Origin of the sequence: Hoskinsella mucinilytica (assembly GCF_045223415.1) — a bacterium.
GTDB classification, from domain to species: Bacteria; Bacillota_I; Bacilli_A; order Erysipelotrichales; family Erysipelotrichaceae; genus Hoskinsella; species Hoskinsella mucinilytica.
The window spans coordinates 34,280-51,089 of the sequence record NZ_JBEQZJ010000015.1 but is presented as its reverse complement, the minus strand read 5'-3'; the positions used below and the strand labels follow the sequence as shown (position 1 = coordinate 51,089).

Genomic DNA, 16,810 nt, shown 5'->3' with positions numbered 1-16,810 from the left:
ATATTGCTCACTTATTTCATGAAAACGATTGACTTTTGAGTACCTCTAAGGTGTTCAATAAAGATGAAAGTTGAGGTATAACCTTATGAAAATTAAAGATGTTGAAAAACTTGTTGGTATGAGTACACATAGTATTCGGTTTTATGAAGAAATGGGATTGATCACCATCCGACGAAGACCTGAAAGCAAGTATAGAGATTTTAGTGAAGAGGATGTAAACAAATTAAAGGAGATCAAGTTATTTCGAAGTTTGGGTATCCCTATGGAAGAAATCAGAAGATATTATGCTCATGAAATCAGTCTACAAGAAATCATGGATCATCAAATGAAAGAATTAGAGCTACAACACGAAGAACTGCAATTAAAAGAAAAGCTTTGCGAAGATATTAAAAAAAGTAATGTTCCACTTATTTCTTATACAGTAAAGCAATATGATGACATCATCCAACATAAAAGAGAAAAGACTCCTTTTCAAGAAGCAGGTAGTTTGATATCAGTCTGGAACCAACAGAGAATGAGTAAGAAGAGATTAATATTCATTGAAATATTGACATTCCCACTCCTTTGGATATTTACTTCCTGGATCATCTTTTTCCTTGCTAGTCTTCCCCATATTTTACATGTGGGTGCATGGGAAATACAATATGAATGGTATTCGTTTGTGATTGCAACCATCCTCACATTTATCATTAGTTGGTCTGATTATTGTATTAGTACCAAACTTCCTAATGAATTATATGAATTTCGTGAAAATGGCATTTATTATTACCGTAAGGAATCCAAAAAAAGATATTTAGCACTATTACATGCCGCTAGAAAAAATCGAATCAAAGATTGCTTTTCCTTTGTTTCTTATCAAGATATTAGAACATTTAAGGTATGGTTTCATATTGTTGCGAAAACTCCTATCAATGGTGGAAATGTTTATCAAATTGATTTTTATATCTTCACGAAAAACGCCCAAATCATTCGCATTAATACGGGAATGATTGGTGTTACAGATGAAAAAATCAGATTAACAGCAGAGATTTTGAGAGAGTATGCGGATAAGATCATTGATCCTTTCCATATTCTTGATCATTTAGATCTAGATCGCTATCAATTTTATGCTTATTTAGATGAAATATGTTTAAGAAAAGAACAGATCAAACATCATAAATCAACACCATACACTAACAAGATATAAACATATTCCTTTTATCCTGACAGTCATTTCCTGTTGTATGTTACTACATGCTTGATCGGATGCTTATGTATTAGACAAAAGATTTATCATACATTTAGATATATATGAAAAAAGACCAGTCCATTATCATAAATAGACTGATCTTTATTTTAATAATCGTTTGGACTATGATGTCCTGCATGGTGCTCATTTTCTGCTTTGATTTCAAAATGAATCATCAAGGACAATAATGCACGAAGCAAAATAATTGCGCCAAGAATCATAATTTCACTCATGCTTCTGACAAGAACGGTCTTTAAGATCTCCGCTCCCATCTTAAATTCTAATCCCAATGCCAGAGCATTTGCCAACTCAATTCTGAGGGGATATTGTCTGTTCGTCAGATAAGCCTTCATGTAGTGATAAAAAGCCTTTAAGCATCCGACACTGATTACGATAATACCCATGATTTCAAGCACAGATACTATTTCAGGCAATAAAAGTTCTATGTAATGTTCTAGCATAAAGAATCCTTTCTATCTTATTCAGCGTAGCGAGCTACAATGTCACTAACAGCTCTGTTTTCTTCCATTGCTTTGATAACTTCACCAAGCACTGGGCCAACAGATAATACCTTCATTTCAGGGTATTCTGCAGCTTTTTCATTGTTTTCAATTGTGTTGGTACAGATGAATCCTGCTAAATTTGCTGCTTTCAAACGCTCGATTGCAGGTCCTGACAATACACCATGAACACAGCTTGCATATACAGCAGTTGCGCCTTTATCATAAAGCATTTTGATACCTGCAGCTAACGTACCTGCAGTATCTACGATATCATCTACCATGATAGCGACCTTACCATCTACATCACCAATGATGTTCATAGCTTCCGCTACATTTGGTTTTGGACGACGTTTGTCGATAATGGCAAGTGGTGCATGTAGGATTTCAGCCAATTTTCTAGCACGAGTTGTTCCACCATGGTCCGGAGAAACGACAACAACATCCTCAAGGTTCATATCTTTAAAATATTTACCAATAATAGGAATTGCACTGATATCATCTGCAGGGATATCAAAGAATCCCTGAATCTGTGTTGCGTGAAGCTCCATCGTGATGACACGATTTGCTCCGGCTGTTTCAAGCAAATCTGCAACCAGTTTTGATGTGATTGGTTGTCTTGCTTTTGCTTTTCTATCCTGTCTTGCATAGCCAAAGTATGGCATAACTACAGAGATATGTGCTGCACTGGCACGCTTGCAAGCATCAATTGCAATCAAGACCTCCATAATGTTACTGCTGACAGGAGCACATGTAGACTGAACAATATATACGTTTTTACCACGTACAGATTCCCCTAGCTCTACCATGATTTCTCCATCAGAGAAATGTTTTACATCGCATTGTCCTAAAGGAATACCTAACTGACCTACGATTTCATTTGCTAATCCTACACTTGATGTTAACGCAAAAACTACTGTTTTCTTTTCCATTGTACTAACTCTACCTGTTCCTTTCCTATTTGTTCTTGTACTTCGTTCCAAATCCTTTTTTATTGGACTGTCTAGCTCTTGCGATCCCCATATCACCATCTTCTACAGAATCGGTGATGGTAGAGCCCGCTGCCAGCAACACGTTTTCGCCAATTGTCACAGGGGCAATCAGGTTACAGTTACTGCCGATAAATGCGCCATCCTTTACGGTTGTGCGATACTTGTTTTTACCATCATAATTTACCGTAACAACACCACATCCGACATTGATCTTTTCACCAAAATCACTGTCACCGATATATGTTAAATGCGCACATTTACTTCCGTTACCAAAGTGGGAATTTTTAAATTCCACAAAATTTCCAATACGGCAATTCTCACAGATTTCCGTATTGTTTCTCAAATGGGACATAGGCCCAATGGTCGTACCCTTTCCAACCTTACTTTCTACAATTTTACTGGAATCAATGACAACATCATCTTTGATTTCTGCATTACGCAAGAAAGAATTTGGCAATATCGTTACGTTTTTACCGATGATGGTATCACCTTCGATCCAAACATTTGGATATATCACAGTATCTTGTCCGATTTCTACATCTACATCGATATAGGTGTTTTCCGGATCAATGATGGAAACGCCATTCAACATATGCTTTTTGTTTACATGTAGTTTCATCCATTTTTGTGCTTTTGCTAAATCTAAACGATCATTGACCCCCATCGTTTCATCAGGATCATCAACAATCATAGCATTGACACTTTTTCCTTCGTTATGAAAAATTTCTACCAGATCTGTCAGATAATACTCATTCTGAGCATTTTCATTTTTGATCTTTTTCAATCCCTCAAATAATTCTTTGTTTTTAAAGCAGAACAAACCGGTATTGATTTCTTTGATTTCAAGTTCCTTCGGTGTACAGTCCTTTGCTTCTACGATTTTTTCAACCGTATCATTTTTACGTACGATTCTTCCATAGCGCTCTCCATCAGGAAGCACTGCAGTTAAAACCGTACATGTATGATCTTTATTTGCCTCAAAAGCTGCTTGAATCGTTTCCGGCTGAATCAATGGTCCATCTCCACATAGTACAATGGTATCTCCATCGAATCCTTCCAGAGCTGATGCTTGCATAACAGCATGTCCAGTTCCTAACTGTGGCTCCTGTAATGCATACTGTACTTCATCTTTTAAATATTCTTTTACACTTTCTGCCCCATGTCCGACAACAACAACGATATTTTCAACTCCTGCTTTTTTTAAGCTGGTAATGATATGTCCAATCATTGGTTTGTTGCAAACTGGATGCATGACCTTGCATAAGTCGGATTTCATTCTTGTGCCTTTACCGGCAGCTAATACTATCGCAGATTTCATAGAAAACGCCTCCGTTACTATTTTATCAAAATTCACGTACAAAAAAAAGGCACTATGCCCATTTCTTGGCGATTTCTGTCGATACCTGCAAAAATTTCATCAATTTTTTCAGCATTTTCCATAAAATCGCTATGAGTGCCCTTTATTTTAGCATTGGAATCATCAATTTCAAGCTAAAGATATGCTCATCAGAACTTGTAAATAATGTTCCATTCATTTGATGCAACATCTTTTCCATGCTCTTTAAACCAATGTTTGTACTTTCTTCTTTGAAGCTGACTTGCTTGATGGTATTGGTAAAATTCATGGTCAATTGATGATCGATGATCTTCATACTGATTTCGATATGATCTTTATCTGCATACTTTACAATATTGGAAAATACATTATCGAAAATACGATCGATCAAGCTATGATCTCCCATGAGGATACCATCCTCTTCACCCAACTCAATCTCAACTTGAAACTCATTTCCTTTTAATTCCGCACAACAATTCATTAAAGTCTCTTTGATGCTTTTTGTTGAAATTTTTTGAAGTAGAATATCGTCATCTTGCGCATAGACAAAGAAATGTGTGAATAAACGATCAGACATTTTTTTGATTTGTTCTGCCTTTTGTTTACATTTTTCAATATATGCATCATGGTCTTGTTCGTTTTTATATATTTTCATATCTAAGATATCCAAATATCCCAACAAAGAAGTCAATGGTGTTCTTAGATCATGACTCATGGTAGTAATCAATTCCTCATTCGCAGATCGTGCTTCCTTTTCTTTTTCCATATTTTCCTTTAAAGCAATTCTTAACTGATCCAATTGGGCCGCAAGGGATGCGATTTCATCGTTCCCCTTCTGTATGATCTCATGTCCCAAATCGCCATTTTCAATGAGCTTCATTTCATTTTCCAGCTGTAATACATATTTCATTTTCTTTCTGACAAAATGAATGATGATGCTAAAAAAGAGAACGATACAAATCGTTGAGATCGCAAATAAATAAATGACCATAAAACTCATGCCTTGATAGGACTGTACGACCAAATAACAGTTTCCATCATAGAATTTCAAACGATAATCCTCTTCCTCTGGGTAATATAATTCAACCCATAAGGAATTGGTACTGATGGAAATTCCATCTTCACTTAAAATATGATCTGCGATATATTCTCGATCATTGCTGTAAAGTTGTAAAGATAACGTTGGGTATTGTTTCATAAGGTTTCGTATGGCTGCCTTATCTTTTTTTGACATCTTGGCCTTGTCAATTTTATTTTGCATTTCCGCAACCTGATCACTTGTACTTTTCAAATCAGTATAATGGTTAAGGAAAAAATCCGTTACGATGTAACGGTTCACAAATAATACATAAAATAAAAGCACGCTACCAAAAAAGGATCCTACGACAATAAAAAGGAACTTATAGCTCAGCTTTTTCCAAAGATTACTCAAAGCGATACCCCTTTCCCCATACAGTTTTGATATAAAGTGGATTTTGTGGGTTGATATTTAGCTTTTTTCTTAAGTTTCTGATATGTACCATGATGGTATTATTGGCAGTATATAGATAAGGTTCTTTCCAAACATTCTCATATAGGTCCTGATTCGAAAAGGTTTTTTTAGGGTTTTTCATCAATAATTCTAATATATGATATTCCAAGTCGGTTAAAGAGATCAATTCTTCGCCAAGATATACCTGTTGATTTTCAGTATCCAGTTTTAAATCATAGCTTTCTAAGATCGTATCTGTTAAAGATACCTCTTTTCCTTTATATACCGTGTATCTTCTTAATAAAGCTTTTACTCTACTCAAAAGTTCCGCATAGCTAAAAGGTTTTGGAAGATAATCATCGCCACCGCAAGAGAATCCTAATGTCTTATCTTGGTCCCTTGATTTTGCCGTAAGAAAAAGAATGGGCGCATTGCTCATTTCTCTGATTTTCCTACAAACTTCGTATCCATCCATACCCGGCATCATGATATCTAAGATGATCAGATCCTTGTCATGTATCTTTTGAATCGCTTGGGCTCCATCACTAGCTTCTTCGATCTGATAGCCTTCATTTGTCAAAAGTACATTGACGACTTCTCGGATTTCCGGATTGTCATCAACGATCAATATGTTATTACTCAAGAAAATCCCTCATTTCATGTATTATTATACCTCATGCGGTATAGATATGTTTCAAAAAGCAACACATTTAAGAAACATTAAGAAATAAGGCGTTACTTACGCCTTTAGGATCGTATGATTCTTGTCTGACATACAAAATAGTCTGATCTTGTACATTGTGTGATTGCACGCTTCATCAAATCATGGTCTTTGGTGATCGCAAATACAGTAGAACCACTTCCTGACATCAATACAGCATCAAAGCCCATCGCAAGGAGTGTTTGTTTGATTTCTTTAATTTCAGGTACCATCAAAAACGCAGGTTGTTCCAGTGTATTGCCAAGTGATTTACAAAATGCTTCATAATCTTTTTTTTGAAGTGCCTGTTCTACTTGATGTGCATCCGGGTGTTCACAGGTAGTAAAATCAATGAGTGAGAATGCCTTACCGGTTGGTACTCCCATAGATGGTTTTACGAGTAGGATTTCAAAATCGAATCCTATGGAAATCGGTTGAATTTTTTCCCCGATCCCTTTCACGATTGCCGGAGTTTCATATACACAAAAGGGTACATCTGCACCGATACTTTTTGATTGCATACTTAGTTCAGAAATAGGGATAGGTAGCTCCATCAAGGTTACAATTCCTTTTAAAACAGCTGCAGCATCTGCACTTCCACCTGCCATACCGGCTTGCATCGGAATATGCTTTTCCACATGAATATGAAATTTTTGTTTTACACCATAGCATGTTTCCATCAATCGCACAGCCTTTACAATGGTATTAGTTTCATCGATAAGTAAGGTTTCATCATCGCAACAAAAGCATTCCGTATCCGCTTTTTCTATCGTGATGATATCGCAAAGCGTTAATGGTACCATGATCATCTCTAATTCATGATAACCGTCATCTCGTTTTTTTATCACATCCAGACTAAGATTAATTTTCGCATGTGCTTTAATTTTCATGAATATGTACCTCATACAAATGTTTAAATTCATCCAATGTCATGCTCTCTGCACGACGTTGTTCATCGATTCCTGCCATCATCAGTTCTTTTTTTGCTTGCACTTTGTCTTCTACATAGGCACCATAATTATTCAAAATCGTTTTTCTTCTTTGTTTGAAACAGCCTTTTACCAATTCAAAAAATGCATCCTCATCAAATTCTTCATCGTTTTCTTTAAATGTAAATTGCAAGACTGCACTATCTACATTCGGTTTTGGCATAAAGACATTTTTTGGTACCTTCATCACGCTTTTCACATGGCATCGATATTGCGTCACAATGCTTAATGCATTGTATTCCTTTGTATTGACAACTGCATTGAATCGATCTGCGACTTCTTTTTGCATCATTACCGTAATCGCTGCGATCTCTGCCTTAGATTCGAATATCTTAAATAAGATCGGTGTTGTAATATAATAAGGCAAATTGGCCGCTATCACGACATCATAGCCTTCTTTGGTATATTGTGTAACATAGGATTTTAGATCCACGTTCAAAAAATCTTGCATGACCAATTCAAAATGATCATATTCCGCTAAGGTATCCGCAAGTACATCAGGTAAACGCTCATCAATCTCAAAGGAAATGACTTTTTGTGCATATTCACATAAATATTGTGTTAAGGCACCAATACCGGGACCGATTTCCAGTACCACACAATGATCGGATACAACCGCATTTCTTGCGATTTTCTCTACCACACTGGGATCTACCAAAAAGTTTTGTCCATAGTTTTTTTTCGCAAACATATCATATGTCGCAAGGATTTCTTTGGTTCTGGAAGGTGTCGCAATCGGTTTATTTATCATTTCTGTACATCCTCCATCAACTCTTGTACTGCTTTTTTGTCCATTCTCAGCATGTTTAATCGTTTAAATAATGTCTTGGCGTTTGGTTTTCCTAAATACAAAGCTCTTGCGAGTTGTTCTCTTCTGGCACCACTATCCACTCTTCCTTGAAAACCAAGATCGATATACTCCTCATAACTTAACGTATCTTCAAAACCTTCTTCATATGTCATCAAATGAGCCAAAGCTTCTTCGATATCGTTTTTATTGGCATGCTCAACACCGACTTTTTTGGTTGTCTTTGCTTTATGTACATCGATAAATGCATTCTTACAGCCGGGAATACGTTGATTGATCGCATTTCTTATTTTCTCTCCCGGATGATCAGGGTCAGTAAAAATGATGACTCCTCTTGTCTTCTTTGCTTGTTCGATCTGTTTGAACACTGCCTCACCAAGACTGGTTCCATGCGTTTCTATTGTATCGCATTGTAAGTAGCTCTGTAATACATTGGTATCATTTTTTCCTTCTACCACGATAATTTCTTTAATTTTCATATTCAACACCACACTCTATCCTATTTTATCCTATTCCCCCTTAAAAAGAAAGATATTATTCTTTTCCATTAAGCTTTTTGAATGACGCTTTCTAAAGGAGCTTCTATATTTTCTTCTATCATCAACAATTCCTTACTCATCAACATATGTTTGATCCGCTCATAGATGATGAAATCTGAAATTTGAATGTTGCTTACTACCTGAAACATACACAAACCGATTTTTATAGGTTCATCTTTGATTACGGCTTTGATGAAATGATCATAGAAATCATCCGGCACACTACATATGTTACCATTGATCGTTGCTCTTAGTAATGCATGATCTTGTTGTAAACGTCTCCATTCATCTGATAAGTATTCCATATAAAGCTTTGGTACTTTGATTTCCTTATCTAACAAAGCACTCAACTTTTCTGTTAAGACGACTTCTCCCCATTCTTTAGGTAGTTCCATTGCATCTTGTAAGGTTATCCATGCCGGTAACCACATGAGCCTTGCGTCTATCTTCTTATCACGCAACACATCCGCAAGGAATAAGAATCCACATATGCTATCTGCTGTAGGATCGACCCAAAACCGTATCACTTGTTCTTCACAATGAGAAGTTAAATCACTCAGATCCTTACTCATTTCTTGCCATTTGTTTTCGAATGCATCTATCGAATTCCCATATTGTTGGATATCGAATGCTTGTTTTCTTGTTTCTTTACAAAATGGATCACTGATATCACCATAGGATAAGCCAAAACAAGGATATAGAATCGTCCCTACGTTCCCACCAAAAGCCTTTAAACTGCCTTGTAACGATGATGAAAAACAAATCTCTAACATAGTTTCCCTCCTCTTTATAAAAAACAGATGCCACCATCTTATGTAGCGACATCTTATAGGTTTATCCTTTGATCTTATGTTTCATACTACGTAAGAATTGATATAATCGATACATGCCAGGATGCACGATATAATCAAAGTCACCGATCAATTCTTGAATCTCTCCTTGAAATCCTTTTTTAAACAAATAAACACCATAATCTTCGGCTTTAGGATCAAAGTTTCCACTCATACCATATAGATTATAACGTTGCATTCCATGTTCAATAACATAATTCATCATCTTCCAATGCATTGCGTAAGGAGCCGCAAATCGCATATATTTTTCATAGACACCACTCATCAAACATAACACTTCTTTACCATAAGTAAAGAAAACACCACTTGCCAACGTAAGTACTTGCCCATCTGTTTGAATCATTTCATCTGCTTCCTTCAATTTATCTTCTAACTGATCGATTTGTTCCTGTGCCAGATCCATCTTTTTTCGAATCTTAGTGCTCTCTTGTTGTTCTAAACGTTTCGCACAAGTATCTCTCTCTTTTGTATTCGAAGCCAGATCCTTTTTTAAATCCTCTTTATAATCGTTTAAGTCCAAGGTTGCACATAAAAACTTGATATATCCATCTTCATGATAAAAATCATATAAACGCTGATGATATTCTTCATCTCTTCCTTGAAAGCCTCTACGCTCTCCGGTTTGTTGAATTACATTTTCATAAACATAAATATGATCACGGTCTAATTCATTGACCTGAACATTATATTTCATGGCTTTTTTCACACTTCGAAGGGTTTTACGTTCCATCTGTTTTAATACATCATCCGATGTCTTATCTTTCAAATCAATGGTATAGATCCATCTAGGCTCTCTTGTTAAATCAATTCCACGAGTAAATCCTTCATGGCGATAACCCAAAGATGTTAACATCTCTACAACATCGCTATTGTCAAATCCACCTTCTACAAGTTCTCCTTCTAAATCCCTTTCCTTATAAGGAAGATAAGGATCGATATGAAAATATAAGCATTTCTGTTGTTTTAAATAAGCAACCAAATGTTGATGAAAGAAGGTATATACTTCTTTATTCTTAAAATCGATCAATGGTCCTCTTAATAGTTGTACCATAGAGTATCCCATAAATACAGGAATAGAAGAAAGCATACTTGCTGCGATGATATTTCCTTCTTCTTTTACTCCTACATAAGATGTATGAAAACCACGCTGTTCCCTCATCTTCGCCATATTCGGTGTCTGCCATAGATTATTCAGCTCATGATGAAGCGCAAACTGCGCAAATTCTTTTTCTTGTAATTCTACAAACTCCATTGCATAGAACCTCCTTTTGCTGTTTTATTATACCACAAAACATACAAATATCTTGAAAAGATGAAAAACCTGCACTATGAAAAGCGCAGGTTTGTGTTATCCACCGTAGCTGACAACCTGAATGGTTGGTGATGCAGGTCCTGCCTGTACGACAGCACCGGAATTTTCACTACCGATATATAGATCTAAATGTCCTCCATAAATGGCTCCACCACGATCTAATACGATGGCATAAAAAGGTTCATCGGGAGAAATCCCACTACCACTTAACCCATGATTACTGATTTTCAATATAGAATACATCGGAATGCTTGGATCTGCCGCCACAATATAGTAATTACCATATTTAATACCCGGCTGAAAGCTTCCATCACTTTGTTGCACACCGGCATTGATATCCAATGCTACTCCGGTTGCCGTACCACCTCTACCATTGGTAAAGGAACAACCATAACAATCTACGCCATAAGTTGTAATTTTTCCCTCAAAAGCAGGTAAACGCTCTTCTGCTTCCTGTTTCTTTTTTGCTTCCTCTTTTTCTTTTCTTAAGGCTTCCGCCTTTTCTTTTTCTTCCTTTAATTTTTTCTGTTTTTCTTTCACTTGCTTTGTGTAGTCATTCGCTACTTGCTGTAAAGTAGATGTTGCTTTTAACTTACCTTCCAGCGTACGCACACGTGGCATATGTTCATAAGTTCCATTCATGATCTGAATAAGGTCATTCTTTTGAACCTGATTTCTTGCCATCGGCATAAGAGAGTTGCTATCTAATACATTACCTACGAATGTATTCTCCTTGATGTTCATAGTCAGATTACGTTCAGATGCTACATCTGATACGGAGCTGACACATCCATATAAAGCGAAAACACAGGTGAATAAAGCGAATAATAAGATTCGTCTTGACTTCATTAATGTTCCTCCTTTAATGAAACATGCACTAGTCTATCACAATTCTTTCAACTTGTCCAATTTTTTTATTTTTTAACATTCCTTTTGGTCTTATTCTGCTCACTTTATTCTATTTTATACCTATGCTCTCGCATGTGTTTTTATTCCAAAACCCTTAAATAAAGGCTAATGTTTACTTTTTGAAACTTTCAGGTTTCTTTCATTCACCTGATTTATTTGTGAAATTTTGTAATTCAATCACAATGTTTCTGTTTTTTTCATTTTACTTTTTTTATGACACAACAGAAAAACCCTTTATTTATCGTATTTTAAGAAAATTCAACTAATTGTGAAAAAAACACAGAAAACACTAGCTCATTCTAGTATTCTCTGTGTTTGATTATCCCTTTTTTTCTGCTTTTTTCTACATCATTATGTAGTTTTTCTGCCTGTTTTTCGCAAAAAGTGGGTTATACAAACTAAAAAAGCACATTCTTGATTTTCATCACATATGTATATATAGGTTTTTTTATTTCCTTCTTGTATTTCTTATCCCTCACTCGCTTTATCTACAGCTTTTTCTGAAATTTCAGATCCTCTAGCTTATGAAGTGGTATCCCTTTCAACAACTCATCTACAGTGTGGAATGCATCTAAATCCCCATATTTATCAGGATGGTGGGCATCCAATCCATAAACAACTTTTACCGGATATCGACTTGCGACTTCCCAAAATCTACGATAAGGATAAGTGATTCGTTTTTCTTTACCGATCTGTTGATAACCATAACGAATACCATTCAAATTGATTTCCAACGGGATATTTGCTTCTACTGCTGCCTTGGTAATCGTTACCGCTGCTTGTTCACAGGCCACTGTCCATTCCTCTTTAGAAAACATGTATAGATCCGGATGTGCGATCATATCCGGAAGTCCCCTTCTACAAGCCTTCTCAATCAACGATGCATATAGCAGGATATCCTCATCACTGTTTCTCGTATAAAACTCCTCTTCATACAACTTTGGACCATGTTGACCAATGATAAGATAGTCCATTTGATCCTTATATTCTAATATTTCATCTAATTGATCTTCAAAATATTCAAACTCTAAACCGATGCGTATTTCAATTTGATCTGCATATTTTTGTTGAAGCATCTTTACACTTTGTATATACTCCGCTAATTCCTCCTTATGCATCCTTTCCCCCTTCGCATATCCGTTTCGATAAGGAGCATGATCTGAGAAGCCCATTCTTTGATATCCGTTTTGTATGGCAGAAAGCACATATGCCTCATCTTCTCCACTTGCATGTCCACATCTTTTGGTGTGACTGTGATAATTAAATTTTTGCATATTCAAGACCTCCTAAAGTTCCTCTTCGTAAGTAAATCCCAATCCTTGTACTTCATTTGTTTCTGAAACAATTACAAAGGCCTCCGGATCTTCATGAGCAATCATATATTGTAGCTCAGGAAGTTGCTTCTTACTAACCACAACCATGATCACCGGTTTCTTTTCCTTAGAAAAACCTCCCATTGCCTGTAAGATCGTTGTCCCTCTTTCTAATTGATCATGTATTTTTTTCATCAATTCCTCATAGTTATCGGATATGATCATGACACTTTGAGCACTATGTCCTCCGATCATCATCGTTTTATCAATCAACATACTGCTCACCCATACAGAAAGAATTCCTGTCAAAGCAGCTTGTAGATTATAAGTAAACACTCCCAATAATACAGTGAGTGCATCCGTAATCAATACCAACGTAGGTAAAGGAATATGCGTATATTTATTTACGATCAATGGTGGGATATCCATACCACCGGTACTTGCACCTGTACGAAACACACATCCGATTCCGATTCCCATCAATGCTCCCCCGTAAATCGTTGCCAAATATTTATCCATGATAAATGTATCAGGAGCTATCACATCACTTACAAGATAAGACATAACACTTAACAACAAAGGATACAGCACCGTACTTAAAATGGTTTTCATCGCAAACTTCTTACCTAATATAAAAGAACCTAGAACAAATAATACGACCGTCAATACGTTGATCATCAACTGCGGCTGTATATGAAGCAATGGTTCTAAGGCAATTGCGACCCCTGCCAATCCCCCTGTTAAAACATTGTTAGGTAAAATAAACCAGGCAACCCCCATTGCCAAAAACAGATTTCCTGCGATGATCCATGCGATATCGACCATCATTTCCCTGCTTGAACTTTTCATACACTGCACCTCTCTTTATCAAACATGGTTATTATATCATTTCCTATTCCTAAAAGCCTAGCTACATTCTATGTTTCTTTCTATATAGTATATAGAATCACTTCCTTATATAAGGAACACAACTTCTTACCACGATAACATAGGAAAAAGGAAGAGTATGATCACTCTTCCTATCATCTAGCGAATAATTCTTGAATGAAACTTCTTGGTTGAACCTTATCCATACAATATTGCCTGGTTTTCAAATCACCTTCTATGATAGAGCCTTTTCCATCCCCTTCAATTAAGACAAGCTTATCCTTCCATTCTGCCTTAATATTATGATAAGAGAATTTTTCAATATTATGTAACACCATCAATCCTTGACTGTCTGTATGCACATTGCTCACAAGATCATCAAAGGTCTTTTGCATCTTTTCCTTTATTTCATACGTCTGTTTGGTATGAGAATCATAATGAATCTCATATTCCAAAGATTGATTGCGACTGTAAATATGAACACTGCATACGAACATCCATAATAGCATACAACATAGTATCCACGCCTTTTTCATCCATTCACCTCAGCCATCAGTATACCCTATCGTATGGATCTTATACATCACACATTCGTCATACGATAGCGCTTACATTTTGTATTGTTTTCATCACTTTTTCGTGATATGATACTACTATAGAGAGAGGAGACGATTCATATGAAAAAAATCGTTCAATGGACTACGCTGGCTTTAACAGCTTCCTTATTTGCCCTGACAGGATGTAACTCTAACAACGCTTCTACTTCTCCAACTACAAGTGTTGCTTATAACGAAGCAACTACACCACATTATGATATCGTAAAACGAGATCAAGCTGCGAGCATTGATGGCTCACTGGAAGATGAGGTATGGAAAGACATCCCTGCAATTTCCGGCGGTTTCCACTTCCCATGGGATACCAAAGAAGCTCCATTCACGGAATTCAAAGGATATCATGATAAAGATAATTTCTATTTCTGTTTCACCGTAAAAGATCAAGATGTTGTAATGGATGAAAACTGGAAAGATGACGAAAGTACCGTAGATATGGAAGATCGTGTTGAATTGTTCTTTGCCGGTACTTATATTGATAAACCAGGCCCTGATGGTATGGAAAAATATTATGGCATTGAAATCGATCCGAAAGGACGAGTACATGATTACTCTATTGTATATTATCGTGACTTTGACGGAAAGTGGAATTTAGAGGGATTAGAAACAAAAGCTGTTGTCAATGATGATGGCTATATCGTTGAGGGGAAAGTTCCAATGAAAACGTTAGAAGATTTAAAGCTATTGAATGATCACATCATGCGTGCCGGTATCTATCGTGCTGAATTCTCAACCCCTACAAAAGATGGTGAAGATCCTAAGATGGAATGGATTTCTTGGGTAGATCCGAAAACCGCAAATCCTGACTTCCATGTTGCCTCTTCCTTCGGTGAATTCCGTTTCTTGCAATAAACTGAGAAGGCCCAAAGGCCTTTTCTTTTTCCTTGCATTCCGCTTTCATAAAGTTTTCATAAATAATGCTGGCTTTATTCTATAGATATGGTAAAATACTTTGGGAAATCTTGAAATTTCCCATAAAATTAATCAATTTATGGAGGTGTCTTATGGATTTTGACTTAGTGATCGTTGGTGCTGGACCTGGCGGTATCTTCTCTGCATACGAAGCGCTTCGCCTACAGCCGGAATTAAAAATCGGTTTATTTGAAACAGGGAATCCCCTTGAAAAAAGGAAATGTCCTATTGATGGGGTGAAAATCAAATCTTGTATCAATTGTAAAACCTGTGCAATTATGAATGGCTTTGGCGGTGCCGGTGCATTTTCTGATGGAAAGTATAATATTACCAATCAATTCGGTGGTACCTTATATGAATATTTAGGAAGAAAAGAAGCAATCGAGTTAATGGAATATGTAGATAAGATCAATGTAGAAAATGGTGGCGCAGATACCAAACTGTATTCCACTGGAAATACCAGATTAAAAAAGGAATGCATGCAGAATGATTTACATCTTTTGGAAGCGCAAGTACGTCATTTAGGTACAGACAAAAACTATGTCGTGTTAGAAAATCTATTTGCACAATTGCAGAATAAAGTAAGCATGCACTTCAATACTCATATCGACTCTGTGGAAAAGTTAGAAAACGGCTATGCCTTACATAGTGGAGAGAAAACCTTTACCGGAACAAAATGTATCATCTCTACCGGAAGAAGCGGTAGTAAATGGATGGGAAATGTCTGCGATACTTTAGGTATCAAAACCAAAAGTAATCGTGTTGATATCGGGGTACGTGTTGAGCTTCCTTATAGTATCTTCTCTCATTTGACCGATGAACTTTATGAAAGTAAAATCGTGTATCGTACTCAAAAATTCCAAGACAAAGTCAGAACTTTCTGTATGAACCCAAGAGGTGTTGTCGTAAGTGAAAACACGAATGGAATCGTTACGGTAAACGGTCATAGCTATGAAGACCCTGCTCGTTATACAGAAAATACCAATTTTGCATTATTGGTAAGCAATCATTTCACGGAACCATTCAAAGATAGCAATGGATACGGTGAAAGCATCGCACGCTTAAGCAATATGCTAGGTGGTGGTGTGATCGTTCAACGATTTGGCGATCTCATCCGAGGTCAAAGAAGTACTGTTGGAAGGATCCAAGAAAGTTTTGTCACTCCAACGTTGTCTGCGACACCCGGTGACTTAAGCTTGGTCATTCCAAAGCGTCAATTAGACGATATCATCGAAATGATCTATCAACTGGATAAGGTTGCACCGGGTACTGCAAATGATGATACATTACTATATGGTGTAGAGGTAAAATTTTATAATCTAGAGGTTGAAATCGATGAGCATCTAGAAACCAAACACGAAGGTCTGTTTGTCATAGGAGATTGTAGTGGTGTCACTCACTCTTTATCTCATGCAAGTGCATCAGGTGTATATGTCGCAAGATATTTATACGAACCTAAAGCATAGATAATA

At 36.5% G+C, this 16,810-nt stretch carries 17 protein-coding genes; 3 read left to right on the top strand and 14 right to left on the bottom strand.

What is annotated here, in order from left to right:
- Window positions 1-85 precede the first annotated feature (85 nt).
- The gene (locus UGRO018_RS06995) at window positions 86-1,186 is read left to right on the top strand and encodes a helix-turn-helix domain-containing protein (protein ID WP_416325755.1); all 1,101 of its coding nucleotides are present in this window, start codon (window positions 86-88) and stop codon (window positions 1,184-1,186) included.
- 149 nt (window positions 1,187-1,335) lie between these two features.
- On the opposite strand, the gene UGRO018_RS06990 is transcribed toward UGRO018_RS06995, so the two are convergent.
- From UGRO018_RS06990 to UGRO018_RS06925, 14 genes are all read right to left on the bottom strand, one after another.
- The gene (locus UGRO018_RS06990) at window positions 1,336-1,689 is read right to left on the bottom strand and encodes a DUF1622 domain-containing protein (RefSeq protein WP_416325754.1); all 354 of its coding nucleotides are present in this window, start codon (window positions 1,687-1,689) and stop codon (window positions 1,336-1,338) included.
- Window positions 1,690-1,706: 17 nt separating this feature from the next.
- Entirely contained in the window at window positions 1,707-2,660 is a 954-nt protein-coding gene (locus tag UGRO018_RS06985) for a ribose-phosphate diphosphokinase (RefSeq protein ID WP_416325753.1), read from the bottom strand.
- 25 nt (window positions 2,661-2,685) lie between these two features.
- The gene (gene glmU, locus UGRO018_RS06980) at window positions 2,686-4,038 is read right to left on the bottom strand and encodes a bifunctional UDP-N-acetylglucosamine diphosphorylase/glucosamine-1-phosphate N-acetyltransferase GlmU (RefSeq protein WP_416325752.1); all 1,353 of its coding nucleotides are present in this window, start codon (window positions 4,036-4,038) and stop codon (window positions 2,686-2,688) included.
- 142 nt (window positions 4,039-4,180) lie between these two features.
- Complete coding sequence (locus UGRO018_RS06975; RefSeq protein WP_416325751.1) at window positions 4,181-5,488, bottom strand: HAMP domain-containing sensor histidine kinase; 1,308 nt, start codon at window positions 5,486-5,488, stop codon at window positions 4,181-4,183.
- A complete protein-coding gene (locus UGRO018_RS06970; protein WP_416325750.1) occupies window positions 5,481-6,170 on the bottom strand; it encodes a response regulator transcription factor in 690 nt (229 codons plus the stop codon). The genes UGRO018_RS06975 and UGRO018_RS06970 overlap by 8 nt, the downstream gene beginning before the upstream one ends.
- Before the next feature lie 104 nt (window positions 6,171-6,274).
- Window positions 6,275-7,117, bottom strand: coding sequence for a 4-(cytidine 5'-diphospho)-2-C-methyl-D-erythritol kinase (gene ispE / locus UGRO018_RS06965; RefSeq protein ID WP_416325749.1), 843 nt, complete (start codon window positions 7,115-7,117; stop codon window positions 6,275-6,277).
- Entirely contained in the window at window positions 7,107-7,964 is an 858-nt protein-coding gene (gene rsmA, locus UGRO018_RS06960; RefSeq protein ID WP_416325783.1) for a 16S rRNA (adenine(1518)-N(6)/adenine(1519)-N(6))-dimethyltransferase RsmA, read from the bottom strand. Before rsmA ends, ispE begins: the two co-directional genes overlap by 11 nt.
- The gene (rnmV, locus tag UGRO018_RS06955; RefSeq protein ID WP_416325748.1) at window positions 7,964-8,503 is read right to left on the bottom strand and encodes a ribonuclease M5; all 540 of its coding nucleotides are present in this window, start codon (window positions 8,501-8,503) and stop codon (window positions 7,964-7,966) included. Before rnmV ends, rsmA begins: the two co-directional genes overlap by 1 nt.
- Window positions 8,504-8,571: 68 nt before the next feature.
- Entirely contained in the window at window positions 8,572-9,336 is a 765-nt protein-coding gene (locus UGRO018_RS06950) for a DUF3658 domain-containing protein (RefSeq protein WP_416325747.1), read from the bottom strand.
- A gap of 61 nt (window positions 9,337-9,397) precedes the next feature.
- On the bottom strand, window positions 9,398-10,666 hold the full coding sequence (locus UGRO018_RS06945; protein ID WP_416325746.1) for an aminoacyltransferase: 1,269 nt from the start codon (window positions 10,664-10,666) through the stop codon (window positions 9,398-9,400).
- 96 nt (window positions 10,667-10,762) lie between these two features.
- The gene (locus tag UGRO018_RS06940) at window positions 10,763-11,575 is read right to left on the bottom strand and encodes a 3D domain-containing protein (protein WP_416325745.1); all 813 of its coding nucleotides are present in this window, start codon (window positions 11,573-11,575) and stop codon (window positions 10,763-10,765) included.
- A gap of 548 nt (window positions 11,576-12,123) precedes the next feature.
- Window positions 12,124-12,909 carry a histidinol-phosphatase gene (locus UGRO018_RS06935; protein WP_416325744.1) on the bottom strand — a complete coding sequence of 262 codons (786 nt, stop codon included), beginning with the start codon at window positions 12,907-12,909 and terminating at the stop codon, window positions 12,124-12,126.
- Between the two features lie 12 nt (window positions 12,910-12,921).
- Complete coding sequence (locus UGRO018_RS06930; RefSeq protein ID WP_416325743.1) at window positions 12,922-13,797, bottom strand: YitT family protein; 876 nt, start codon at window positions 13,795-13,797, stop codon at window positions 12,922-12,924.
- Between the two features lie 173 nt (window positions 13,798-13,970).
- Window positions 13,971-14,351, bottom strand: a complete 381-nt coding sequence (locus UGRO018_RS06925; RefSeq protein WP_416325742.1) for a multidrug transporter — start codon at window positions 14,349-14,351, stop codon at window positions 13,971-13,973.
- Window positions 14,352-14,492: 141 nt separating this feature from the next.
- On the opposite strand from UGRO018_RS06925, the gene UGRO018_RS06920 reads away from it, so the two are divergent.
- Window positions 14,493-15,278: a carbohydrate-binding family 9-like protein gene (locus UGRO018_RS06920; protein WP_416325741.1), complete on the top strand. Its 786-nt coding sequence runs from the start codon at window positions 14,493-14,495 to the stop codon at window positions 15,276-15,278.
- A gap of 152 nt (window positions 15,279-15,430) precedes the next feature.
- Entirely contained in the window at window positions 15,431-16,804 is a 1,374-nt protein-coding gene (locus tag UGRO018_RS06915) for an NAD(P)/FAD-dependent oxidoreductase (RefSeq protein ID WP_416325740.1), read from the top strand.
- Window positions 16,805-16,810 lie beyond the last annotated feature (6 nt).

Coding starts and splice junctions, on each gene's coding strand:
- UGRO018_RS06995 (WP_416325755.1), top strand. CDS start 86: ATGAAAATTAAAGATGTTGAAAAACTTGTTGGTATGAGTACACATAGT.
- UGRO018_RS06990 (WP_416325754.1), bottom strand. CDS start 1,689: ATGCTAGAACATTACATAGAACTTTTATTGCCTGAAATAGTATCTGTG.
- UGRO018_RS06985 (WP_416325753.1), bottom strand. CDS start 2,660: ATGGAAAAGAAAACAGTAGTTTTTGCGTTAACATCAAGTGTAGGATTA.
- glmU (WP_416325752.1), bottom strand. CDS start 4,038: ATGAAATCTGCGATAGTATTAGCTGCCGGTAAAGGCACAAGAATGAAA.
- ispE (WP_416325749.1), bottom strand. CDS start 7,117: ATGAAAATTAAAGCACATGCGAAAATTAATCTTAGTCTGGATGTGATA.
- rnmV (WP_416325748.1), bottom strand. CDS start 8,503: ATGAAAATTAAAGAAATTATCGTGGTAGAAGGAAAAAATGATACCAAT.
- UGRO018_RS06950 (WP_416325747.1), bottom strand. CDS start 9,336: ATGTTAGAGATTTGTTTTTCATCATCGTTACAAGGCAGTTTAAAGGCT.
- UGRO018_RS06945 (WP_416325746.1), bottom strand. CDS start 10,666: ATGGAGTTTGTAGAATTACAAGAAAAAGAATTTGCGCAGTTTGCGCTT.
- UGRO018_RS06940 (WP_416325745.1), bottom strand. CDS start 11,575: ATGAAGTCAAGACGAATCTTATTATTCGCTTTATTCACCTGTGTTTTC.
- UGRO018_RS06935 (WP_416325744.1), bottom strand. CDS start 12,909: ATGCAAAAATTTAATTATCACAGTCACACCAAAAGATGTGGACATGCA.
- UGRO018_RS06930 (WP_416325743.1), bottom strand. CDS start 13,797: ATGAAAAGTTCAAGCAGGGAAATGATGGTCGATATCGCATGGATCATC.
- UGRO018_RS06925 (WP_416325742.1), bottom strand. CDS start 14,351: ATGAAAAAGGCGTGGATACTATGTTGTATGCTATTATGGATGTTCGTA.
- UGRO018_RS06920 (WP_416325741.1), top strand. CDS start 14,493: ATGAAAAAAATCGTTCAATGGACTACGCTGGCTTTAACAGCTTCCTTA.
- UGRO018_RS06915 (WP_416325740.1), top strand. CDS start 15,431: ATGGATTTTGACTTAGTGATCGTTGGTGCTGGACCTGGCGGTATCTTC.